General features: G+C 39.2%; 26 protein-coding genes. 6 read left to right on the top strand and 20 right to left on the bottom strand.

Features of this window, described 5'->3' with window-relative positions; genetic code table 11:
• Positions 1-9: 9 nt before the first annotated feature.
• From Q0594_RS01420 to Q0594_RS01375, 10 genes are all read right to left on the bottom strand, one after another.
• Positions 10-1,458 carry an amidase gene (locus Q0594_RS01420; protein ID WP_298729220.1) on the bottom strand — a complete coding sequence of 483 codons (1,449 nt, stop codon included), beginning with the start codon at positions 1,456-1,458 and terminating at the stop codon, positions 10-12.
• Between the two features lie 922 nt (positions 1,459-2,380).
• A complete protein-coding gene (gene lysS, locus Q0594_RS01415) occupies positions 2,381-3,886 on the bottom strand; it encodes a lysine--tRNA ligase (protein ID WP_298729219.1) in 1,506 nt (501 codons plus the stop codon).
• 94 nt (positions 3,887-3,980) lie between these two features.
• A complete protein-coding gene (gene dusB, locus Q0594_RS01410; protein ID WP_298729218.1) occupies positions 3,981-4,997 on the bottom strand; it encodes a tRNA dihydrouridine synthase DusB in 1,017 nt (338 codons plus the stop codon).
• A gap of 319 nt (positions 4,998-5,316) precedes the next feature.
• Positions 5,317-5,502: a hypothetical protein gene (locus Q0594_RS01405; RefSeq protein ID WP_298729217.1), complete on the bottom strand. Its 186-nt coding sequence runs from the start codon at positions 5,500-5,502 to the stop codon at positions 5,317-5,319.
• 69 nt (positions 5,503-5,571) lie between these two features.
• Complete coding sequence (locus Q0594_RS01400; RefSeq protein ID WP_298729216.1) at positions 5,572-5,850, bottom strand: hypothetical protein; 279 nt, start codon at positions 5,848-5,850, stop codon at positions 5,572-5,574.
• Between the two features lie 15 nt (positions 5,851-5,865).
• On the bottom strand, positions 5,866-6,336 hold the full coding sequence (locus Q0594_RS01395) for a hypothetical protein (protein ID WP_298729215.1): 471 nt from the start codon (positions 6,334-6,336) through the stop codon (positions 5,866-5,868).
• Between the two features lie 82 nt (positions 6,337-6,418).
• Entirely contained in the window at positions 6,419-7,399 is a 981-nt protein-coding gene (locus Q0594_RS01390; RefSeq protein WP_298729233.1) for a ribose-phosphate diphosphokinase, read from the bottom strand.
• Between the two features lie 88 nt (positions 7,400-7,487).
• Complete coding sequence (glmU, locus tag Q0594_RS01385; RefSeq protein ID WP_298729214.1) at positions 7,488-8,867, bottom strand: bifunctional UDP-N-acetylglucosamine diphosphorylase/glucosamine-1-phosphate N-acetyltransferase GlmU; 1,380 nt, start codon at positions 8,865-8,867, stop codon at positions 7,488-7,490.
• Between the two features lie 136 nt (positions 8,868-9,003).
• Positions 9,004-9,951 carry an AEC family transporter gene (locus Q0594_RS01380; protein ID WP_298729232.1) on the bottom strand — a complete coding sequence of 316 codons (948 nt, stop codon included), beginning with the start codon at positions 9,949-9,951 and terminating at the stop codon, positions 9,004-9,006.
• Between the two features lie 9 nt (positions 9,952-9,960).
• Positions 9,961-11,583 carry a malolactic enzyme gene (locus Q0594_RS01375; RefSeq protein ID WP_298729213.1) on the bottom strand — a complete coding sequence of 541 codons (1,623 nt, stop codon included), beginning with the start codon at positions 11,581-11,583 and terminating at the stop codon, positions 9,961-9,963.
• Between the two features lie 212 nt (positions 11,584-11,795).
• Here Q0594_RS01375 and Q0594_RS01370 point away from each other — a divergent pair, with 212 nt between their 5' ends.
• The 3 genes from Q0594_RS01370 to Q0594_RS01360 all read left to right on the top strand — a co-directional run bounded on the left by Q0594_RS01370 (position 11,796) and on the right by Q0594_RS01360 (position 14,133).
• Complete coding sequence (locus tag Q0594_RS01370; RefSeq protein ID WP_298729212.1) at positions 11,796-12,686, top strand: LysR family transcriptional regulator; 891 nt, start codon at positions 11,796-11,798, stop codon at positions 12,684-12,686.
• 394 nt (positions 12,687-13,080) lie between these two features.
• Positions 13,081-13,602 (top strand): hypothetical protein, encoded by a 522-nt coding sequence (locus Q0594_RS01365; protein ID WP_298729211.1) that lies wholly within the window; start codon positions 13,081-13,083, stop codon positions 13,600-13,602.
• A gap of 12 nt (positions 13,603-13,614) precedes the next feature.
• Positions 13,615-14,133, top strand: coding sequence for a transcription repressor NadR (locus Q0594_RS01360; RefSeq protein ID WP_298729210.1), 519 nt, complete (start codon positions 13,615-13,617; stop codon positions 14,131-14,133).
• Positions 14,134-14,174: 41 nt separating this feature from the next.
• Here the strand turns inward: Q0594_RS01360 and Q0594_RS01355 are convergent, their stop codons facing one another.
• The 6 genes from Q0594_RS01355 to Q0594_RS01330 form a co-directional block, all read right to left on the bottom strand.
• Positions 14,175-14,381: a hypothetical protein gene (locus tag Q0594_RS01355; protein ID WP_298729209.1), complete on the bottom strand. Its 207-nt coding sequence runs from the start codon at positions 14,379-14,381 to the stop codon at positions 14,175-14,177.
• A 111-nt stretch (positions 14,382-14,492) separates the two neighbouring features.
• Positions 14,493-15,167 carry a DNA/RNA non-specific endonuclease gene (locus Q0594_RS01350; protein ID WP_298729208.1) on the bottom strand — a complete coding sequence of 225 codons (675 nt, stop codon included), beginning with the start codon at positions 15,165-15,167 and terminating at the stop codon, positions 14,493-14,495.
• 201 nt (positions 15,168-15,368) lie between these two features.
• A complete protein-coding gene (locus tag Q0594_RS01345; RefSeq protein ID WP_298729207.1) occupies positions 15,369-15,728 on the bottom strand; it encodes a type II toxin-antitoxin system RelE/ParE family toxin in 360 nt (119 codons plus the stop codon).
• On the bottom strand, positions 15,718-15,975 hold the full coding sequence (locus Q0594_RS01340; RefSeq protein WP_298729206.1) for a type II toxin-antitoxin system Phd/YefM family antitoxin: 258 nt from the start codon (positions 15,973-15,975) through the stop codon (positions 15,718-15,720). Before Q0594_RS01340 ends, Q0594_RS01345 begins: the two co-directional genes overlap by 11 nt.
• A gap of 151 nt (positions 15,976-16,126) precedes the next feature.
• A complete protein-coding gene (locus Q0594_RS01335) occupies positions 16,127-16,648 on the bottom strand; it encodes an NUDIX hydrolase (protein ID WP_298729205.1) in 522 nt (173 codons plus the stop codon).
• Between the two features lie 28 nt (positions 16,649-16,676).
• Positions 16,677-16,898, bottom strand: a complete 222-nt coding sequence (locus Q0594_RS01330; protein WP_298729203.1) for a DUF3784 domain-containing protein — start codon at positions 16,896-16,898, stop codon at positions 16,677-16,679.
• 183 nt (positions 16,899-17,081) lie between these two features.
• Here Q0594_RS01330 and Q0594_RS01325 point away from each other — a divergent pair, with 183 nt between their 5' ends.
• The 3 genes from Q0594_RS01325 (at position 17,082) to Q0594_RS01315 (ending at position 19,211) form a co-directional block, all read left to right on the top strand.
• Complete coding sequence (locus Q0594_RS01325) at positions 17,082-17,735, top strand: hypothetical protein (protein WP_298729202.1); 654 nt, start codon at positions 17,082-17,084, stop codon at positions 17,733-17,735.
• A gap of 153 nt (positions 17,736-17,888) precedes the next feature.
• Complete coding sequence (locus tag Q0594_RS01320; RefSeq protein ID WP_298729201.1) at positions 17,889-18,518, top strand: hypothetical protein; 630 nt, start codon at positions 17,889-17,891, stop codon at positions 18,516-18,518.
• A 36-nt stretch (positions 18,519-18,554) separates the two neighbouring features.
• Positions 18,555-19,211, top strand: coding sequence for a hypothetical protein (locus tag Q0594_RS01315; protein WP_298729200.1), 657 nt, complete (start codon positions 18,555-18,557; stop codon positions 19,209-19,211).
• A gap of 53 nt (positions 19,212-19,264) precedes the next feature.
• Here the strand turns inward: Q0594_RS01315 and Q0594_RS01310 are convergent, their stop codons facing one another.
• From Q0594_RS01310 to Q0594_RS01295, 4 genes are all read right to left on the bottom strand, one after another.
• Complete coding sequence (locus Q0594_RS01310; RefSeq protein WP_298729199.1) at positions 19,265-19,822, bottom strand: GNAT family protein; 558 nt, start codon at positions 19,820-19,822, stop codon at positions 19,265-19,267.
• Positions 19,810-20,094 (bottom strand): rhodanese-like domain-containing protein, encoded by a 285-nt coding sequence (locus Q0594_RS01305; protein ID WP_298729198.1) that lies wholly within the window; start codon positions 20,092-20,094, stop codon positions 19,810-19,812. The genes Q0594_RS01310 and Q0594_RS01305 overlap by 13 nt, the downstream gene beginning before the upstream one ends.
• A gap of 37 nt (positions 20,095-20,131) precedes the next feature.
• The gene (locus Q0594_RS01300) at positions 20,132-20,701 is read right to left on the bottom strand and encodes a DNA-3-methyladenine glycosylase I (protein ID WP_298729197.1); all 570 of its coding nucleotides are present in this window, start codon (positions 20,699-20,701) and stop codon (positions 20,132-20,134) included.
• Between the two features lie 234 nt (positions 20,702-20,935).
• A complete protein-coding gene (locus Q0594_RS01295) occupies positions 20,936-21,970 on the bottom strand; it encodes a S66 peptidase family protein (protein ID WP_298729196.1) in 1,035 nt (344 codons plus the stop codon).
• Between the last annotated feature and the right edge of the window lie 28 nt (positions 21,971-21,998).

Here is a 21,998-nt window from a genome sequence, read left to right as displayed (position 1 = left end):
TGTTCACTCCTAGCTGAACTGTCTCATTTCAAACTGCCCTTGCTCTTCAAACCACTCTGCCACTTGCAAGAGTAATGCCTCTTGCCCACGAGGTGCCATGAACTGCACGCCGATTGGTAAGCCTTTATCACTCAGATACACCGGCAAGCTAATGGCAGGCGCACCTGTAATATTCGATAATTGCGTAAATGGCGTCAAGGCCAAGGTGCGATCAAACATCCGCCAAATCACACTTTGTTGCTCAGGGACGCTGAGTTCTTCGATATGGTTGAGCGCTTGACGGACCGATTCCTCCATCGGAAATTGCGTTTGAAGAGGCGCCACATCACTCACAGTCGGCGTTAGAATAAGGTCAAACTCCTCATGCACCTTCTCCATCGCATGTGCGTAAGTATCCCATTTGGCAAGAGCTACACTGTAATCTTTAGCAAGAATGTTCTGTCCGGATTGATAAATGCCCCATGTCATCAGTTCCATATCGTCCTTGGTGAGCGCTCGTCCAAGACTGGCTTCCAAACCTTGCATCATCGCTGCGGTCTCGACACTATTCATTAAGTAGTAATTCTTCATCACTTCCACACCGTCGACAGGCCAGCCGATGGGTTCCACTTCACAGCCGATGTCTTCGAGGAAATGAACCGCCTTACGAAGCGCGGCTTTAGCTTCTGGAGCGACCACGCTCTCAATCGGGGATTTCTCAATGACCCCCACTCGAAGCGGACGCTCTAAACGGACTTTCCACTCGCGAATCAGTGGCGCTAAAAACGGACTATCCTTCTGCTCGACTTGCAAAGCGCGCAACAGTTCACGTGTATCGCGCACACTTTTTGTCATCGCAAAATTCACCGAAGCGCCTTGCCAGCCACGATAGCTACCAGGACCGACAGGAATTCGACCACGACTCGGCTTCAAACCTAGTAATCCTGAGAAACTTGCGGGAATACGAATCGAACCGCCTCCATCACTGGCTGCTGCAATCTGCACCATCCCGCTTGCAACGGCTGCTGCTGCGCCACCGCTAGACCCCCCGGCATTACGTTTCAGGTCATAGGGATTATTCACCGGCCCCCAGAGCTTGGCTTCCGTCATATTTTTAAATCCAAACTCGGGAATATTCGTCCGTCCCACGATAATAAACCCGGCCTCTTCCAGACGCTTCACAAAGTTGTCGGTGCGTTTCATGGGGATGTCCTTTAATAGTTTACTACCGCAACTTGACGGTTCCCCCGCTTGATTTTGCCCGAGGTCTTTCAATAGAAGCGGCACGCCTCCAAACGGTAAGCCCTCAAACGAGCGCGTCTTCGCTTCTTCTAGCGCCCGCTCTGCTTGGATGTGAACAACCGCATTCAACTCGGGATTGAATGCTTGGATTTTTTCTAAACTTTCTTGTACTAATTCAACCGGAGAGACTTCCTGATTCCTTACAGCCTCTCGCATCTCAATGGCGTCTTTCCACATAGTTCCACGTCCTCTCTACAGCTTCATTGTACAAGGAAAAAGAAAGAGGGTAAAGGGGCACTCAGCTGCTTTGGTGCGATTTAACAAAGATTTTACTCCTTGAAGCTTATCTCTTCCTCAGAAATATCGCCAATATGGTTCTGACACAATATTATCAAATGCTCATAGAGGTATCTTCTGACAAGAAAAATGTCGCCTATTATGTCAACATAAAAAAATAAAGCCATAGAAATAAGCTTGTATAAATATAATAAAAAAATACGAAATGCTAGAGTTAAATATACATCTCAAGTATTATAAATTTATCTAATGACTTAATATAGTTTATTTAATGTGTTCCTATTTGGAGTCTTAATATCGATTTGTTTCATTTTGAGACAGACTTTTCACCAATGATTATCAAAGAGACTATTAGAAGGAAGATCAATCGGTCTATAGATAGAATTATTAGATTTATCTCCCATATGGATTTATATAACGAGAAATTTCTTCCTTATACACGATTCATAACGTAATACTAATTTCGTTATAAATACATTCAATCGAATCAATTTAGCTAAGGATATTCTACCACGTGGTAATTAAAATATGGTTTATATCTCTGCAGAATACTATAATCTATATAAAGAACAAAACATTATCCTCAGCCTATAACGTAAGGGGCCCCCGCAGATAATACTTCTATTGAAAACTTCCATTCTTCTCTAAAGTTCGAATCTTTCTACCTAAAAGGTGAAATAATAAGCTCATCTTCTATTAAAATTGTAGAAAATTACATCAAATATTATCAAAAAAACAAATCTATCTAAAAATAGACTACCTATATCCGGTTAAATACCAGATATGGTAGCCTTAAAAAATGCTATTAAACTCTCTCTTTGGGAGTCAAATCCGATGAAATCGAGAAAATCTAATATTTAGATCAGTCTAAGTTTTTCATAGTCGGGAATAATAAGACGTTTCGGATTGATTGGCTGTTTGTTAGTAACATAACTAAACGGTCAATTCCGATTCCTACCCCCCCTGTTGGAGATAAACCATATTCCAACGCTTGGATGAAGTCTTCATCATGTGGATGTGCTTCGTCGTTCCCCGCAGATTTTTCTTCTACTTGTTTCATGAAACGTTCACGTTGATCAATTGGGTCTGTTAACTCCGTGAAGCCATTTCCGTACTCTTTCGTACAGATGAAGCATTCGAAACGATCTGTGAAACGTGGGTCTTCATCGTTTTTACGCGCTAGTGGAGATACTTCCACTGGATGTCCGTAGATGAAGGTTGGTTGGATTAATGTTTCTTCAACGAATGTTTCGAAGAATTCGTTCACGACATGTCCAAATGTCATTGAATCTTCGACTTTCACGCCTTTTTCTTTCGCGATGGCGCGTGCTTCTTCGTCAGTCATCTGTGGCCAGAAGTCAACACCTGTTACTTCTTTAATCGCATCTACCATATGAATTCTCTTCCATGGAGCTTTTAATTCCACTTCATGTTCGCCATATGGAACTAATGTTGTTCCTAGTACTTTTTCAGCAACGTCTGAAATGATTCCTTCTGTTAAATCCATAACATCTTTGTAGTCTGTGTAAGCTGTATAGATTTCGATTGAAGTAAATTCAGGGTTGTGAGTGGTGTCGATTCCTTCGTTACGGAAAACACGTCCGATTTCGTATACGCGTTCCATCCCACCAACGACTAAACGTTTTAAGTGTAATTCTGTAGCGATACGCATGTATAATTCCATGTCTAACGCATTATGGTGTGTGATAAACGGACGAGCGTTTGCCCCACCTGCTAATGTGTGAAGTACTGGAGTTTCCACTTCTAAGTAATCACGGTCGTCTAAGTAACGACGGATTTCACGGATGATTTTACTACGGGTTACAAAACGGTCGAAGCTGTCACGGTTACTAATTAAGTCTAAGTAACGTTGACGGTATTGTTGTTCTACGTTTGTTAATCCGTGATATTTATCAGGAAGTGGACGAAGTGCTTTTGTTAAATGAACGAATTGCTCCGCTTTAACAGATAACTCTCCCGTATTTGTGACCATGACAGTCCCTACAACACCAACGATGTCTCCTAAGTCTGCTTTTGTGAAGACTTCGTACGCATCATCTCCAACAGTATCTTTACGCACGTAAATTTGGATTTGGCCTTTGCCATCTTGGATGTGGGCAAAACCAGCTTTCCCTTTTCCACGTTTTGTCATCATACGACCCGCAATTTGAACTGTTACAGGCTCTTGTTCAGCAAGTGATTCCTTTGTAGCTCCTTCAAATTGATTGTGGATTTCTTCAGTTGTATTTTTTTGTTTGAATCCTGTACCGAAAGGATCGATTCCTTTTTCGCGTAATTGACTCATTTTTTCACGACGAACTTGTAATTGGTCATTTAATGTTTCTTGTGTTTCTACTTCGAAAGACACGTTTGTTCCTCCTTTGAACGCTGCTTGTTCTTCATAACTCTCCTTATTGTACCAAAAGAAGAGGCTTTATTGAAAGTATTTCAAGGCTTTTTACTTAAATTTCTGCCAAGCGTTGTTTTTGACGTTCTTCACGTTCTAAATGTTCTACCACGAATTGGTCTAATAAGGCTTCTACCGTTTGTAAATTCTCAGCTTCATTAATGGCTACTTTTGTTTTGGAAGCACGTGGCACCCCTTTTAGGTAATAGCCCGCTAATTTACGAAATTCTTTTGTTGCGACCGCTTCACCTTTCAGGTTGGCAAGTCGTTGTAAGTGTAATTTTGCAATTTCAATTTTCTCTGGAACGGTATTTTCAGGAAGCAATTCGCCTGTTTCTAAATAATGAACCGTTTGACGAATCATCCATGGGTTTGCTAAGGCGGCACGTCCAATCATAACGCCATCTACTCCTGCAATGTCAATCATGCGTTTAGCGTCTTCTGGAGAGCGAACGTCTCCATTTCCGATTAAAGGAATGCGCGTTAAGTTCTTCTTCACTTCTCCTAGGATTTCCCAGTCGGCTTTCCCGTCATACATTTGAACACGAGTACGGCCATGCATCGCAACCGCACTTGCACCGGCACGTTCTGCAGCTAGCGCATTCTCAACCGCGAATAAATGCTCGTGGTCCCATCCTGTACGCATCTTCACCGTCACAGGTTTGTCCACTGCGTCTACAACCGCTGCTACCATTTCGTATACCTTATTTGGGTCTAACAGCCATTTTGCTCCGGCTTCTGCTTTAATGACTTTGTTTACTGGGCACCCCATATTGATATCGATAATCGCCGCTTCTGTATTTTCAGCCACGTATTTCGCTGCTTCGACCAAAGTATCTTTATTTCCACCCATAATTTGCACGCTCAGTGGATACTCGTTTGGTTCGATATGAAGCATGCTTAATGTTTTTTCATTACGAAATTGAATCCCTTTATCGCTAATCATCTCGCACACGACTAAACCAGCACCGAATTCTTTTACAGTGACACGGAAAGCAGAGTTTGAAATCCCAGCCATTGGGGCTACAACCACGCTATTGTCAATTTGAATATCTCCAATTTTAAAACTCATTTTTTTCTCCTTTTTCAAACTGATTCGCATCTTAGCAAATCTTTGTTACGTATTTATAGTGATAATCGTAAAGAAGTCACTGATTAACAAGAACATCCCTTACGATTACCGCTATCCATCTAAAAACACGAGCTGCAACCCCCATAGTGAGTGCGACTCGTGCGCTATGTTCACTGATTTCTTGCCGGATTATTGTACCATAACCCACGTCAACTTGCATTTGTTTCCTCTTAATAAAAGAGTCTCATCGAAAACAGCAAGTACGTAATGAGGAATCCACCCGTTAAGAGTAACTGCCATCCCGTTTCGTTCACTGTTTTTAGTTTAAACGAAATCCAACTAAACAATGAGAAATTGAGAAGAACCCCACTGCCGCCACTGCTAGAATATACAGCATAAAAAGGAGCATTCGACCATCTGGTAAAAAATAGTTTCCCATCGCTAACATCGCAAAGAAAACTAGGACCCATGAAATCCACATCAAGACAGTAGCGACTTTATGCATTTTTTATAACCCTGATTGTTTTTCAAAACGTCGTACTTCCATTAACCTCTTCCTCCTAAACCTTTTTTATCAAAACCTAATTACTCCCGTGAATAACAATAACAAAAAGGTACTCCAAGCGCCTGTGAGCAGTAGCTGCCACCAAGTGTCTTTAACCGATTTTTCTTCTACCGCAATTAAAACATACATCAAGAAACTCACAAACGTCATGATCATGAAAATCGGCATAATGAAGATGGCAATCAATAGCCCTCCTGGAACGCCACGACTGGTCATGAAAATCCATTGTGGCACTAACCCGATCCACATCAAGACTTCTGCGATATTCTTTGTTTTCTCTAGTCTCATTCAAAACCTCCAACATTATCGAATAGTTTGTTTCTGAATTTGTTTGGCAAGCGATTTTGGAGCTAGCGACAAGAAACAAATGGCAATTCCAAATAAGAACACCACCAACCCAATCACTTCAAAAACGCTATTGAACTGCGAAAACACACCGATCATGAATGCAAAAATAATGACAGAAACACCGACCTTACGAACAGCCTTTGCAATTGCTCTGTAATAATCTTTAATCGTTTCAGGTGTAACCGATGTATATTGCAACTTCACAAGTTCCTGATACGTTTTTCTCCAATAATTCATCCCCATCCAGAAGATTCCGCCGATGGTCATCGCTGAAAATAGCACTAAAATCGCTGCACCGATTTGGTCCATATTTTCAATAGAATTTACAGATGAATCCATCTCTTCAAACGCCACCAGTGTAACCACCCCACAAATAAATGAGATAAGAGTAAACCAGCCTGCTTTATTTGACACTTTTTGTTCCATACGAACCTCCTATGTTAGATTCAGTATAAACAAAAACGAGCCGTGACCAAAGCCACGGCTCATTTATTTTAACAATTCTTTATTAATCTAAAATGGTAAATTTTTCAATAAACAACGGACTCACTGAACGGTTTTCGTGAATACGACGAATCGCTTCCGCCATTAATTGGTCAACGCTGATTTGAACAATCTTGCCACCTGTTTTTTCTACAGGTACTTCGATTGAGTCAGTTACAACAACTTCTTTAATCACTGAGTTGTTAATACGTTCTAACGCTGGCCCAGATAATACGGCGTGCGTACAGCAAGCGTATACTTCTTCAGCACCTGCATCTTTAATCGCTTGTGCAGCAAGTGTAATTGTTCCAGCGGTATCAATCATGTCGTCGATTAATACAGCAACCTTGCCTTTGACTTCACCGATGATGTTCATCACTTCTGCCACGTTTGCTTTTGGACGACGTTTATCAACAATCGCGATCGGTGCGTGTAAGAACTCAGCCATTTTACGAGCTCGAGTTACCCCACCGTGGTCTGGAGATACTACTACGATATCTTTGTCTTTGAAGTTGTTTTCTAAGAAGTGGTTCGCAAGAAGAGGAGCCCCTAATAAGTGGTCCACTGGAATGTCGAAGAACCCTTGAATTTGAGCAGCATGTAAATCAAGTGTTAACACACGATCTGCACCTGCTTGTGTAATCATATTTGCAACTAATTTAGCGGTAATAGGTTCACGAGATTGTGCTTTACGGTCTTGACGAGCATATCCATAGTAAGGAATTACAATGTTAATTGTTTTTGCACTCGCACGGCGTAATGCATCTACCATGATTAATAACTCCATTAAGTTATCATTTACTGGATAAGAAGTTGATTGAACGATATACACATGGCACCCACGTACACTCTCATCGATATTGATTTTGATTTCGCCATCGCTGAATTGAGTAACAGAAACTTTACCAAGTTCTAAACCGACTTCTTCAGCAATCTTTGCCGCTAAAGGACGATTTGAGCTTAAAGCGAATATTTTTAAATTAGGATCGGAATAATGTTCCACAATGATAACCCCCGAAGTTTATTTTATAGTACTATCATACCGTTTTTTGTTGAATTTTTGAATATTTTTGCTAAATTTTTTCTAAAAAAATTTAGTCTTTTTGAGCAGATGGTAATTTTGAAGCGTAATCCTCTTTGTTCACTTGACGACTACGTGCAATGGCTAATGCTCCATCGGGAACATCTTGGGTAATCGTTGACCCCGCAGCGATAAACACATCATCTCCAACCGTAACAGGAGCTACGATATTTGCATTACATCCAATGAATACATGGTCTCCAATGGTTGCACGGTGTTTATTTTTCCCATCATAGTTTACGAACACTGTCCCACAACCTACATTGATATCTTTTCCAAGATCTGCATCTCCGATATAGGTTAAGTGACCTACCTTCGTATCCGAACCTAGTGTAGAATTCTTCACTTCCACAAAGTTTCCTACATGCACGCGTTCACCTAATACAGAATTTGGACGTAAGTGTGCAAATGGACCAGCATTGCTGTCTAGTTTCATATGAGATTCTTCAATATTAGCTGCCACCAAACGAACACCGTCTTCTAACACGCTGTCACGAACGACGCTGTGAGCACCGATGAAGCAGTTTGAACCAATGACTGTTTTTCCTTTTAAGACAACACCTGGTTCAATCACTGTATCCGCACCGATTTGAACGGTTGTTTCGATATAAGTTGCTTCTGGGTCGATTAAAGTAACCCCGTTACGCATATGCTCTTCGTTAATACGGTTACGCATGTATTTCTCTGCTTTGGAAAGAGCCACGCGGTCATTGACACCCATTCCTTCGTCGAAATCTTTCATTGGGTAAGCAGAGACCACTTCTCCACGTTTTTTCAAGATTTCTAATACGTCTGGTAAGTAGTATTCCCCTTGTGCGTTGTCATTTCCGACTTCTTGTAACGCACTAAAGAGCGCTACATTATCAAAGCAGTATGTTCCTGTGTTGATTTCTTGTACTTTTAGTTCGTCAACAGAAGCATCTTTTTGCTCCACGTTTTTAAGCACTGAACCATCAACGTCACGAATCACACGACCGTATCCAGTTGGGTCTTCTGCGATTGCTGTAAGGATTGTTGCTTTTGCTCCAGTACGTTCATGTTCTTCCATTAATGCTGTAAGAGTTGCGCTTGTTAATAATGGAGTATCTCCACAAATCACAATCGTTGTGCCTTCTTTTTCCTTTAGGAGAGATTCCGCTTGTAAAACAGCATGACCTGTTCCTAATTGCTCCTCTTGTACGGCATAAGAAACTCGGTCTCCTAAATGATTTTGCACCATTTCAGCACCATGTCCGACAATTGCTACGATTTCAGTAGCTCCTGTTTTTTCTACTTGGTCAACAACGTGCTCTACCATTGGTTTTCCGCATACGGGATGCATCACTTTGTAAAGAGCAGATTTCATACGAGTTCCTTTACCTGCTGCTAAAATAATTCCGAATTTTTCTTTCATAATAAGCTCCTTGCTCTTCGAATTTCTACCCTATAATAGTATAGTACAATGCTGTTTTTTTCAAGGGAACTCATGGATAGGCTCTCTTATATGGTTGCATAAAAAAACTCCCCAGCTTTTCGCTAGGAAGCCGCCTTTACCCAATAAGGGTTTGAATAATTGGAATGACAATAACAAATAAAATGGTACTTAATGTAACAATATTTGTTGAGAACTCGACATCTCCGTCTCCTTGATTGGCTAAGATTGGTAATACCGCTAACGCTGGGGTTACAGACTGTATCATAAAGGTTTGATATTCTGCTGTTGCCATTTGCGGATCCATTAATTTAAGAACCAAGAACATTAGTAATGGGGAAACGATAAATCTTCCAACTAAAGCAAGAATGCTATCTTTATCAAAATGAATCGTTTTAATTCCTGCCTTCGCTAGCACAATCCCGATATAGATTAGTGAAAGTGGCGTTGTTAATCCACCGACATAACTTAATGTATTTGAAACGTAACTTGGTAGTGGAATATTGATGACCAAGAATACCACCGATACAATAAAACCTAATAAAGGCGCAGGAAGTAATTTTTTCCAATTAAATTTCGACCCTTGTTTCTTCTTCCCATCTTTACTATCACTTGTCATTAAGAACACTCCTAATGTCCAAGTTGAAATAGTATTTGTAATATAGTAAATCAAGAAGTACGCTAATGCATTATCCCCAAACAACGCAATATTCAACGGCAAGCCAATAAAAATCGTATTGGCATTGACAAAGGTATTAATAACAGTTCCTCTTCGCCCTGGCGCAACTTTTAACACCTTGACACTTAGAAAAGCAACAATGTACCCAAGAGCAAAAGCAACGAACGTATAGATTAATCCACCAGATAAGCTCATCAGCTTTTCTAAAGTTAAATACTTCAATACGGATACAAAAATCGATACTGGCATTGCCACATTCATAATGAGTTTAGACAAATCATTTCCAAAATCATTATGGAACCAACCCTTCACTTGTAGAAAATACCCAAGTACAATGAGCGCAATAATTGGAACAATAGACTCAAGAGATGTTAGGAATAACATCAGCATCTCCTCCTAATATCTTGGTGTCCATCTAAATTCACGAACCGCTTTTTCCATATCTTGCTCTTTGGCACGAACTAAGCCTTGCTCTTGTGCCTTCTTCGCTACAGCAGTAGCTACTTTCAAGGATACTTCATTAACGTATTTGAACGGTGGCAATACAGGTGCCCCTGGTTTTGTAATATCCACAATACCATTTACAGCATGTGCTGCTTCCCCAATCATCTCATCTGTTAACAGACTCGCCTCAGAAGCTAACATTCCTAATCCAAGACCAGGATAAATCAAGGCGTTGTTTGCTTGTCCAATAACGTAGTTCACTCCATTGAACTCAACATCATCTGAAGGAATTCCAGTTGCAACAAATGCCTTTCCGTTTGACCATTCAATTAGATCTTTAGCAGTTGCTTCTGCTAATTTTGTAGGGTTTGATAGAGGGAAAATCACTGGACGTTCTGTAATTTCACACATCGCTTCTACAATTTCTTTAGTAAATGTATTTGGTTGAGTTGAAGTTCCAACTAAGATCGTCGGTTTAACAGTCTTCACAACTTCTAGTAAATCTGTTAATTGATCTGCATTTGCAAAATCACTACGTTTTTTCGCAAATGGACGTTGTTCAGGAGTTAATCCTTCCATGTCATCAAATAATAACCCTTGTTTATCCACCACGAAGAAGCGTTTATAAGCTTCTTCTTCGCTAAGGCCATCGACAACCATCTCACGAAGAACTCGAGAAGCGATTCCACATCCTGCTGTTCCTCCACCGTAGCATAAGTACACTTGGTCTGTTAATTTTTCACCAGCGATATCCATTGCTGAGAAAATTCCTCCAAGAGTGACAATTCCTGTTCCTTGAATATCATCGTTGAAAGTTGGAATTTGAGTTTTGTATTTATTTAAGATGTTAGCTGCATTTCCACGACCAAAATCTTCCCAATGTAAGTATAATTTAGGGAATAGACGTTCTGCTGTTTCGACAAATTGGTCAATAAACGCATAGTAACGGTCACCGCGAACACGTTCATGACGATTTCCGAGATAATTAGGGTCGTCTAATAGACTTTGACGGTTTGTTCCAGCATCAATTACTAAAGGAAGAACACTTGCTGGATCGATTCCAGCTGTACCTGTGTACACCATTAATTTCCCAACAGAAATATCCACACCATTTGTTCCCCAGTCACCGATTCCAAGAATACCTTCTGCGTCTGTTACGACGATTAAACGAATCTCACGATCTCCTGCAACATTTTTCAATGTAGCTTCGATATTTTCTGGATGATTAATGTCTAAGTATGCCGCATATTGAGGATCCACAAAGAGTTCGCTGTAATTTTCAATTGTGTCTGCAATGGTTGGGTCATACACGATTGGGTTAAATTCTTCTAAATGTTGTGAGAATAAATAATAAAATAACGTACGATTTGTATTGAAGATTTCCATCAAAAATAGACGTTTTTCAACATCACTGCCTTTTTGGTGCATATGCGCATATGTTTGCGCTGCTTGTTCTTCTAATGTTTGAACGTAAGGGGGTAATAATCCTACCAATCCTAATTCTTGACGTTCTTCTTGTGTAAATGCTGTCCCTTTATTTTTAAAAGGGTCATTTAAAATTTGGTGTCCACGCATGGTGATCCCTCCTATAAAATAGTTATTTGCAAAACGGCGTCTAAAGGCCATTGGTGCTTTATTTAAGAGCATAAAAAAACGGAGACAGAAAAGTTTATCACCAATAACTCTATCTCCCACCCTATGCCCTTATTGACATTTTAAAATTTTCCTTTTAGCATAGTCAAATAGAGGACGTGTTATAAAATTTTTAAATATGAGGAGTCTTACTTATGAAACTTCAGCAACTCAAGTACTTTAATGCTCTATGCCGTTTAAAATCTTTTTCAAAAGTAGCTTCAAATTTCAAAGTCAGTCAGCCTACTGTCAGCTACGCCATTAAATCATTAGAAGAAGATCTCGGTGTGAAGCTGATTCTACGTAATCAATCTCATACAGAAGTGTCTCTCACGAAAGAAGGCGAACTGTTTAAAAAATATTCGCTTAATGCCCTTCAACAATTGGACATGGGCATAACGGCATTAAGGAACGCTCATGATGGACGTATTAAAATCGGGATTACCGCCGCTCTTTCTCGTTTCTTCGATTTAACACAACATATTGCATCGCTAGAAGAGATTTTTGGAACTGAAATCGGCTTATTAGAAGATGGTTCGAAAGAAATCACAAAGAAAATTATTTCGAACAAATTAGATATTGCCTTATTCGGAACTTGTAAAGAAGTTGTTAGCAGCCAACTGGATTTGAAAAAAATCGCAACTTTCCCATTTAAATTAGCTGTTTCAAAAAAACATCCACTATCCAAAGAGTTTCACGTTCATATCTCGCAAGTAAAAAACGAAAAATTTATTCTCTTTAATGAACATTTTATTCATCATGAAGTGTTCTGGAAATTTATGAATTCATACGGAATCATTCCAAATATATTAGCCGAAGTTAGCGACCTTCAAGGGTTCGAAAACTTTATCAAACAGAAAAACACTATTGGAATTCTTGTTGACTTCTTAAAACTGGACCATATTCATTTGATTGATCTGGACGAACCAGAACCTGTCCAATTCTATTTATATTTAGCCAAACAAAAAGATGGAAAGATTACAGATGAGGAATTTAATAAGATGGAATTTTATATTAAAAATCAAATTTACGCTTTAAAAAATTAGCTACTCATGCACTCTAAAAGCAATATATTCTAAAATGAACCTCTACTATGAAACGCACCCCAAAAGTTAGACAGAAAATCTACCTTTTGGGGTGTTTTTATTTTGAAATAAACTTATAAGGATAAAGTTCCACTCTAAATAGATTCTAATGAATATAACTTTCCTTTCGTACTTCGGCTTGAAGTGAATAATCCAACTTTTACAAAAAATGATAAACTTCGATAACCTTTTTATAGAATCAAGCGAAAAATGAGCGGATTATAAGCGAAAAGGAACTTCTTATCGAGGTTCCTTTTCATTTATTTTTACAAAGTGAGTTTTTGGTATTGATTTATTGTATACACAGAACTATACTACTGTATATACAGTAAGGTAAAGGGAGAGTTTTATTCTGATGAAAAATGTTCGTTTTATGACACTAACCGCACTATTAACCGCAATCGCCATCTTCATTCCGATAGCGATGCCACTAAAATTGGTGATTCCACCTGCTTCGTATACACTCGGAAGCCACGTTGCAATTTTTATTGCAATGTTTATTAACCCGTGGATGGCCATCTTCGTTGTTCTAGGGTCATCGTATGGATTCTTTATTTCCGGAGCATACCCACTCGTCATCGTTTTCCGCGCGCTATCGCATATTCTCTTTGCGACACTAGGAGCCTTTTTCCTACAGAAATATCCAAAGACGCTAGAAAACCGCAAATCCTCATGGATTTTCAACTTCGTATTGGCGCTCATTCACGCAGTCGGCGAAGTATTAGCCTGCGTACTTTTCTACTCAGTTTCAGGGACAGATCTTCAAAGCATGTTTTACGTCCTCTTCGTCCTAGTCGGATTTGGTACAGTGATTCACAGTATGGTAGACTATGAATTAGCACTAGCGGTGTATAAAATTTTACAAAAAAGACGTTAAAAGAGGTCTACTATGCCAAAGGAAAGAAAATCAGAGTTATTAAAGCTCTTGAAAGAAGCTCCAAAACCACTTAATGGGCAAAGTCTGGCGGAACATTTCCACGTGACCCGGCAAATCATCGTCCAAGATATCGCCCTTCTTCGCGCTGATGGAGCCACGATTCTATCAACCAACCGCGGATATGTCTACAAGGAACCAGAGAGCTCGCCGTACGTCCATCGCCTCTTCAAGGTCAAACATGATACGGAGGCCATCGAAACGGAACTGCTTGCGATTGTTGATAACGGAGGACGCGTCCAAAATATTCAAATCGACCATCCAGTATACGGGGAAATTCAAACGCTCGTGAAACTGACGTGTCGCCGGGATGTTCAACACTTCTTGGAACAAATCCAGCAAGAAGACTATCGCCCTCTTTCCTCTTTAACAGATGGTGTGCATTATCATCTGGTAGAAGCAGAAAACCAACAAGATCTTGACTATATCGAAGATGCCCTCGATAAGTTAGGATATTTAATGAAGGAAGAGTAAAAAAGTGACCACCATACTAATTGTACGGTGGTCACTTTTTCTTATGGTCGATATCTCTTTTCTTTAGACGTATGGATTTTCCCTTGGCGTTTTGCTTCCGCCTCTGTCATTTCCACAATATTCTTCTTATTCGTATTTCCTGGCATATTTTCTTTATAGTACCAGTAAACATCTGATTTCCCTTTATTAGCTACATATACAGTAATTTTTTCTTCTTGATTTACAGTCGTTGCTTGTGTTGTTTCCACTTTCTTCTTTGCAAATAATGGTTCCGCATTCCCCGTTGCATAGTCAATTTTTGCATTTGGTGATGTATTCTCTAGAATTACATGAGTTACACCGTCTTCATCCGTTTTCTCTTATTTTGTTCCAAAAGAAATTTTCATCAGAGTTCCATCGCTCTTTATTCCAGCATACTGCAACTCAACTTGACGTGGAATCAATTCATCTCCTTGATAGATTGGCGTTACCTTATAATCCAACCAATCATTCGGATGAGCATTTATCCAATCCGCAAGATTATTCTCATAGAAAAGCATCGCGGTTTTGTTCGCGGAATCCTTATCCGACAAGCTTCCTGTATTTAATAAGGCTGTCATCGGTGTTAAATTACGCAACTCATTATCGAGTCCGCTAAATTGGTATCCTACTAAATGACCACGATTCATCAACCAAGCTTCTTTTCCACTTCCTGAATCATCAATTGGCATCTTATAATTATGCCAACCAACTGGATCCACACTGATTTTTGGTTCTCTCTTAGCTTTTGGTTTATCTTTAATATTCAGTTGAATATGTGCTGATGTAGAACGCTCCAGCTTATCCAGTTCCCCCAACACCAATTGTTTCTCCTTTTTAAAAGGAAGTAAAGAATCTGGTAATTTAGCCGGTGCCACTGTCGTCGTTTCGACGGTCGTGACGGTCACTACTGTCTCTGTCGTTGACTTAGTCTCTTCTTTACGCCCCCCACATGCTGCTAAAGAAACACAAGCCAGAACCAATAACCCCAATTTCCAATTCGAACGAATTTTCACCCTAATTCCCCCTAATATACTTTATTAAAAACTCCCTTATTAGTTTCAGTATAGACCTCCCTCAACTTGAATACAATAGTGTTTTTATTTAAATTTCGTCCTTTCGAGTGTAAAAAACGTATAGGGTATATCGATAACAGAAAAAGACCTGGCATTTCTGCCAGGTCGTCTACGTCACCCATAATTCATCTCTTTGATTTGCTAAACTAAGAGCATTGAACTAGATTCTTCGATATTAAAGTCTGTATGTCGAAGGATATTTCTCACGTCTCTTAATTCATGAGATACTCTCAATATCAGAACTTTCTTTTTTCTCTTCATGACGAGGTAATAAATGACATATCTCCCAATCAGAACCCTTCGAATCATATCTGTTGGAACAAATTTGTTATCTAAAACTTCTCCACTCTCAGGGAATGTACAAATGCGATTGAATCCTTTCATCAGTGTATCCATAAAACGAGTGGCTGATTGTGGAGTCATTAATCTTTTGGAAAGATAATAGAGAATCCCTTCAATATCATTATTCGCTTTTTCGGTCAGTTCAAACTCATATTCCATACTTCTCCCTCAATTTTAGAAGTGCCTCTTTTCCATCTAGCACACGACCTTCTTTGACATCTTCAAGTGCTTCAATCAATAAGCGAGCTTCTTCCATTTTTTGAATTGTACTTTCATAATATTCGATATCCATCACGACTAATCTCCCATACCCATTTTTAGTCACAAAAATAGGTCCTTGTTCTTCTTTGCATTGTCTTTCTACTTCAACTGTATTTTTTAAATCTCTCATCGGAATAATTTTCATATTCATTCCTCCTTTTATTTTGCGACTTAATTGTACCATAATTTAGCCACAATTTCATTCGCCCTCCTCTCATAATTTGATTACGTTATTTTTTCTCAATACGTTTTTTATAAAAAGAAAGACCTGGTATTTCTGCCAGGTCATATATTTTCTATTCAGAAGCTAACCATTCTTTCGCCCATTCAAGAACGGGTAATTCGCGATTTGCAAGAAGTACTCCCCATGGTTTAGAAGCACACTTTCGGTACTCAGAAACAGCCTCTTCATAAGTTAGCTTTAATGTCGATAATTGAAATTCCTCTTGTTCTACTGGAGTCATCTCGGTTTTCCCGAAAGACTTAATCCGACAAAGATAGTAATGATTTAAATTGTGACGGTGAATCTGATTGTAGTGGTCACTAACTAGGCCAATTTTACAAAGGACATTGACCTTGACGCCTAGTTCTTCCTTTAGTTCGCGGTGGATGGCTTCTTCTGTGGATTCCCCTTCTTCTACGCCTCCACCAGCAGTCTCGATAAAAACGCCAGTCCCAAAGATATCATCGCGATGTACACGAACGAAGTAAAAATACCCATCTTCATCTACCACAATCGCTCGCACAATACTTCGATCATGCGTAATCGTCGTCTTCTCCCACTGCGTATCTTCTAATGTTAATGCTAATTCCTTCACTGCTAAACTCTCTTTCTACCGTTTTTCTCTACGTAAATATCATTAATAACACAAATAGTAGAAGCAATCCAATACCTAGGATTAACTCAACTTGCCCAACTCGAATCGCATCTATATCCTTTTGGCTCCCCGCCCTCTTCCGTGCTTTGAAATCATTGATGAGCCCATACTGCTTTTTGAACACGATGAGATATCCAAAAACAGCAAAGGTTTTCCCGAGAACAAATAGGATAGTTTTTACCGTGTGCATAAGTCTCACCTCATTATTAATCGTAATTCTATTATACCATCTATTGAAATAAGCTGGTATCTGATTCATCTCTAATGTTTAGGGCTAACTTTTATCAAAGCCGACAAACTAATGACTGAACTTTTAAAAAATCTTAAAAAATGATACACTAATGCTATAAATTCATATTTTAGGAGTGTAACGATGAAAAACAAAATTTTATTAGGCTCTGTTACTGTTCTTTCTGCTCTTGTATTTGCGGCATGCGGTAACTCTACTAAAGAAACAAAAGAAACGACTACTGTTCAAACTACGGAAGCCGTTAAAGAAACAACTACGCAAGCAACCACTCAAGCGCCGACAACAACTGGAGCTTCTTCAGAAGAAAAAGAAATCTCACTCAATGACACTCAACGTGTTGGACGAGACGATACTGGATACGTCAACGTTCCTAAAGATTGGGTCAACTTTAAAGATGTGAATGGTGGTCCACAATTCCAGTACTCCGCTTTAGATGGGTACAATATTATTACATTAAATGGATTTACTCAAGATCAAGCACAACCTGGTGAAGGAGAAACTTGGGGAGCAGAAATGATTGCCAATCGTCTAGCAGCTAGCTGGAGTGGTCAACAAAACGTTGATAAAATCCAAGGTTCTAAAACAAAAGTATCCGGAATGGATGCTTTCCTCTTACAACTCTTAATGAAAGACGGTAAATACTACTTTACTTGGATTTTCGAAAAAGGAGATAAAGTCTATACCGCTTCTTTTGAAGGAGACAAAAAGACGATTGTAACAATGATTGCACTGATCGAACAAACTTGGGGGCTAGATCCTAAGAATCCTGGAAAATAATCAATAACAACCTAAAAGAGACTAATCCACGCGACTAGTCTCTTTTTTGATACCCTATCTTTCCTCAGCCTTTGTAAAATGTTTTTTATTTAAATTCAATCTGCTACGTGTTATAATACAAATATAATAAGTCTGTTGAGGAGAACAATTATCTTGAAAAATAAAATTTTATTAGGTTCCGTAATGCTTCTATCTGCGTTAATGGTAGCAGCTTGCGGGAACGGTGAAAAGAAATCAACGGAGACAACAGCAGCACCAACAACCCAAGCAAATACAACTGCAACTGTAACGGCTACAACAACTGCTGGGACTTCATCTGACGTAAAACAAATCTCACTTGCAGACACTCAACGAATCGGGAATGCTGATACTGGTTATGTCAATATCCCTAAAGACTGGACTAAGAATAGCGAAACTAAATTACTATATGTTTCACCAGATCAATATAATGCTGTGGCACTATACAATTTCACTAAAGATAAAGTAGAACTTGGAAGCGGTGAAACATTTGGTGCAGAGTTAATGTCTAACCGTACATATGCTAAGCTTAAAAACTCAAAAGAGGTCGACCAAATAAAAGGTGTAAAAGCCAAATTCGCTGGCGAGGAGGCTTTCTTACTGAAAGTTCTATTTACAGATGGTAAATACTACCTCTGTTGGTTTTTCCAAAAAGGTGAGAAGATATACGCCATCGAAACTGAAGGTTCTGAGGAAATGCTTAATGCTTTAAGACCTGTTCTCGAACAAACATGGAGCTTAGAGGCAAAAACTCCCGGACAATAATCAAAAATCTGAACTAAATAAAGGAGAATAATTTTTATGAAAAACAAAATTTTATTAAGTTCTGTAATGCTTTTATCCGTATTAATGGTAGCCGCTTGCGGGAACGAAGAAAAGAAAACATTGGATACTACTGCAGCGCCAACTACTGAAGTCGCTAAAGAAACTACAGTTGCACCCACTACAACCGCTCCGACAACAACTGCTGGCGCTTCTTCTACCACTAAAGAAATTTCACTTTCAGACACTCAACGTGTTGGCCGTGAAGCATCTGGTTATGTCAATGTTCCTAAAGATTGGGTCGCATACCAAGATAAAAATACTGGTTCTCAATTCCAGTTTTCTTCACCAGATAAATACAATGTATTATCAATGAACTCGTACACTAAAGACTCTGTCAAACTTGCTACCGGAGAAACATTTGGCGCAGAGTTAATTGCGAATCGTTTGTATGACCACTGGCAAAATGACAAACAACAGACTAGTTTACAAGGCTCAAGAGCTAAATTTGCTGGAGAGGATGCCTACTTAATGAAAATCGCATTCTCTGATGGTAAATACATGTACGAATGGGTCGTTCAAAAAGGTGATAAAGTGTACGCTATCGCAATAGAAGGTACAGCGGATACGATAAATAATTTAAGACCAATTTTAGAACAATCATTTGGCTTAGATCCAAAAACTCCTGGAAAATAATGACAAATATACTAAAAGAGACTGATTCGCGTAATCAGTCTCTTTCTTTATTGTTATACTCTCGCAGTCCACTCTTCGCGTAAAATTCCATACTTTACGCTGTCATAATACTTTCCTTGATAGTAACGGACTTTACGGATTTGACCTTCTTTTAGGAACCCTAATTTTTCAGCAACGGCCATCATCGCACTGTTCCCGCTCCAAGTCGTCATCCCAATGTGTTCAAGGGCTCTTATTTCATTAAAAATAGCATCTGCCCACATTTTCAACGCTATTGTCGCAATCCCTTGCCCCCACAACTGATCATCGTAAATCACAATCCCGATTTCTAGCCATCGCGTGGCTTCATCCACCCATGATTTTGAAACCATCCCCACAGGCTGGTCTCCAGCGACAATACACCGGCAATCTTCGCCCATTAAGAAGGCTGCAACAGGACTTTCTTCGAAGCTTTTGGCATCGTCAAACTTACGATAATCATTAAAGTACGGTGCGTTCCATTTCGTCCACTCTGGCTTCTCCGTTGAAAAACCAATCTTCCAAATCGTTTGCAGGTAGCTTTTGCTAAAAGGCAACAATTGCACCTTGTTCGTTTGCACTAAGCTTGCCACTGATTCATCCCACCTTCAACATTCGTCACATCAAACCCTTTTGCCTCTAAAAATTCACAAGCTCTTGCTGAACGCATGCCCCCTTGACAAATTACGTAGTATTTTTGCTCAGGATTTAATGTTGTGTATTCTTGTTCCAATGTACTTAAAGGATAGTTCTTTGCATTTGCAATATGTCCGTCTTGAAATTCTCCCTTTTCTCGTACATCTAATACCGTGATTTCACTAGTTTGGTATAATTCTTTAAACTCTTTTGAAGCAATTTTTTTCATGTTTTCTCCTTCACCTTTCTCCTATTAAAAATTTTATTTAATTCTTCTCTACCCTTCTAAACTTACAGTCCAAAAGGTGGTCATTTACCATCCCTACCGATTGCATAAATGCATAAGTAATAGTAGATCCAATAAACTTAAAGCCTCTTTTCTTCAAATCTTTACTAATCTTGTCCGAAAGCTCCGTTTTTGCTGGGACTTCTGTGATGGATTTCCAAGAATTAATGATTGGGGTATGATTAACGAATCCCCATAAATAGTCACTAAACGACCCAAACTCTTCACATATCTTAAAGTAAGCTTTGGCGTTATTCGCAACAGATTTTACTTTCAATCGATTTCGGATGATTTCTTTATTTTGAAGGAGCTCTGCCTCCTTTTCTTCATCATAATTCACCACGATGTCAGGATCAAAGTTATCAAAAGCTTTACACAGTCCTTCCATTTTTTGAAGGATTGTAGACCAACTAAGCCCCGCTTGCATTCCTTCTAAACAAAGCATCTTAAATAATTCCTTATCATCAAAGATAGGGACTCCCCACTTTTCATCGTGGTATTTTTGTTCAAGTAGACTATGGTTAGCCCAATCACATCTTTTTGTTTCCATATTTACTCCTTTTCCATAAGAGTTTTGCTTCTCAGGTATGGATTCATCGATACAGTAGCGATAGCATCATTATTCATCTCATACCTAATTTTGTTAGAATTCACCTCATTATGGCATTTCTATTCCCATTTGTCAGTAAATACATCTTGGAAAATATCACCGTTGTAGAAAAATGAAAGCAGACTCCTCTTCCACATTCGAGTCTGCTTCATTACTCTCACTTCTGTAATTTTATTATTCATAGATAAAACGAATCACTTGGTCGTCCACATCCACTTGGGCTTCAATCCCAAAAGGAATGATACAACGAGGGGTAGCATGTCCAACATTAATATTGTAAACAATGGATAGATGCTTCTCCCCTAATTCTTCCACGAGAATCTCTTTATACTCTTCATAATAGGTTTCATCTTGTGGTTTCCCAACAAGCACTCCGGACACCACATCAAAAAGGCCATAGCGTTCTAGCGTTTGAATCATCTTTTGGAAGCGTTCAGGAGTCGGCTGTTCTTCACTCGTCTCTAACAGAAGAATTTTTCCTTTCCATTCTTCTAAAGTAGGAAATAGTTGATACTGTTGTACGAGGCGAACCGTATCCTCATATCTTGAATTTTCAAGACATTCCGACATGGATTCCAAGCACCCTCCTAGAATTTGTCCTGTAAACTGCGCATCCCCTGAAAGCAACTCAAACCCTTGATTTGGAAAACTTGGCATCGAAACCCCTAGCCCTTTTTCACTAAAGTCTTCTCTTTCTTGAACCCAGATATCGCTTGGTCGGATTTCTGTAATTCTTCCTGTTGTCAGTAATTCCTCAAAATACGATTTTGTATACGGAAGCATTTCACTTGAAAGTTCACACACATCCGGTAAAAAGGCTTGTCCATAGAAACTGCGAACGCCCACCTTATGCAACATCAAATGATTGATGGTCGTATCTGAGAACCCTAAAAAAATCTTTTGCTTAGCGACTTTTTTAAGCGCGTCTTGTTCAAACAAATAAGGGAGTAAGCGATACGTATCATCTCCGCCAATGGCACATAAAATCATATCTATCGAATCATCTTGAAAAGCAGTTAGTAAGTCTTTTGCTCTACATTCTGGATGTTGCTTTATAAATTCAAGCCCTTTTAATGCATGAGGTAAAAACACAACTTCTACCCCATATTCTTCTAAACGTTTTTTCCCAAGATTGAGTTCATGTTGAATAGAACTCTCTCCTAAAATGCCGCTAGACAAACTGACGATACCAATCTTCTTTACTTTCATCGAACTCTCCTTTATTTCCTATTTCCTG

Origin of the sequence: uncultured Granulicatella sp. (genome assembly GCF_938030755.1) — a bacterium.
In the GTDB taxonomy this organism is placed as follows: Bacteria; Bacillota; Bacilli; order Lactobacillales; family Aerococcaceae; genus Granulicatella.
Note: the sequence above shows the minus strand (reverse complement) of the source record. Positions and strands in the feature narration are given on the sequence as shown.

Coding starts and splice junctions, on each gene's coding strand:
- Q0594_RS01420 (WP_298729220.1), bottom strand. CDS start 1,458: ATGTGGAAAGACGCCATTGAGATGCGAGAGGCTGTAAGGAATCAGGAA.
- dusB (WP_298729218.1), bottom strand. CDS start 4,997: ATGAGTTTTAAAATTGGAGATATTCAAATTGACAATAGCGTGGTTGTA.
- Q0594_RS01405 (WP_298729217.1), bottom strand. CDS start 5,502: ATGCATAAAGTCGCTACTGTCTTGATGTGGATTTCATGGGTCCTAGTT.
- Q0594_RS01400 (WP_298729216.1), bottom strand. CDS start 5,850: ATGAGACTAGAGAAAACAAAGAATATCGCAGAAGTCTTGATGTGGATC.
- Q0594_RS01395 (WP_298729215.1), bottom strand. CDS start 6,336: ATGGAACAAAAAGTGTCAAATAAAGCAGGCTGGTTTACTCTTATCTCA.
- glmU (WP_298729214.1), bottom strand. CDS start 8,867: ATGAAAGAAAAATTCGGAATTATTTTAGCAGCAGGTAAAGGAACTCGT.
- Q0594_RS01375 (WP_298729213.1), bottom strand. CDS start 11,583: ATGCGTGGACACCAAATTTTAAATGACCCTTTTAAAAATAAAGGGACA.
- Q0594_RS01370 (WP_298729212.1), top strand. CDS start 11,796: ATGAAACTTCAGCAACTCAAGTACTTTAATGCTCTATGCCGTTTAAAA.
- Q0594_RS01365 (WP_298729211.1), top strand. CDS start 13,081: ATGAAAAATGTTCGTTTTATGACACTAACCGCACTATTAACCGCAATC.
- Q0594_RS01360 (WP_298729210.1), top strand. CDS start 13,615: ATGCCAAAGGAAAGAAAATCAGAGTTATTAAAGCTCTTGAAAGAAGCT.
- Q0594_RS01345 (WP_298729207.1), bottom strand. CDS start 15,728: ATGGAATATGAGTTTGAACTGACCGAAAAAGCGAATAATGATATTGAA.
- Q0594_RS01340 (WP_298729206.1), bottom strand. CDS start 15,975: ATGAAAATTATTCCGATGAGAGATTTAAAAAATACAGTTGAAGTAGAA.
- Q0594_RS01330 (WP_298729203.1), bottom strand. CDS start 16,898: ATGCACACGGTAAAAACTATCCTATTTGTTCTCGGGAAAACCTTTGCT.
- Q0594_RS01325 (WP_298729202.1), top strand. CDS start 17,082: ATGAAAAACAAAATTTTATTAGGCTCTGTTACTGTTCTTTCTGCTCTT.
- Q0594_RS01315 (WP_298729200.1), top strand. CDS start 18,555: ATGAAAAACAAAATTTTATTAAGTTCTGTAATGCTTTTATCCGTATTA.
- Q0594_RS01305 (WP_298729198.1), bottom strand. CDS start 20,094: ATGAAAAAAATTGCTTCAAAAGAGTTTAAAGAATTATACCAAACTAGT.
- Q0594_RS01300 (WP_298729197.1), bottom strand. CDS start 20,701: ATGGAAACAAAAAGATGTGATTGGGCTAACCATAGTCTACTTGAACAA.
- Q0594_RS01295 (WP_298729196.1), bottom strand. CDS start 21,970: ATGAAAGTAAAGAAGATTGGTATCGTCAGTTTGTCTAGCGGCATTTTA.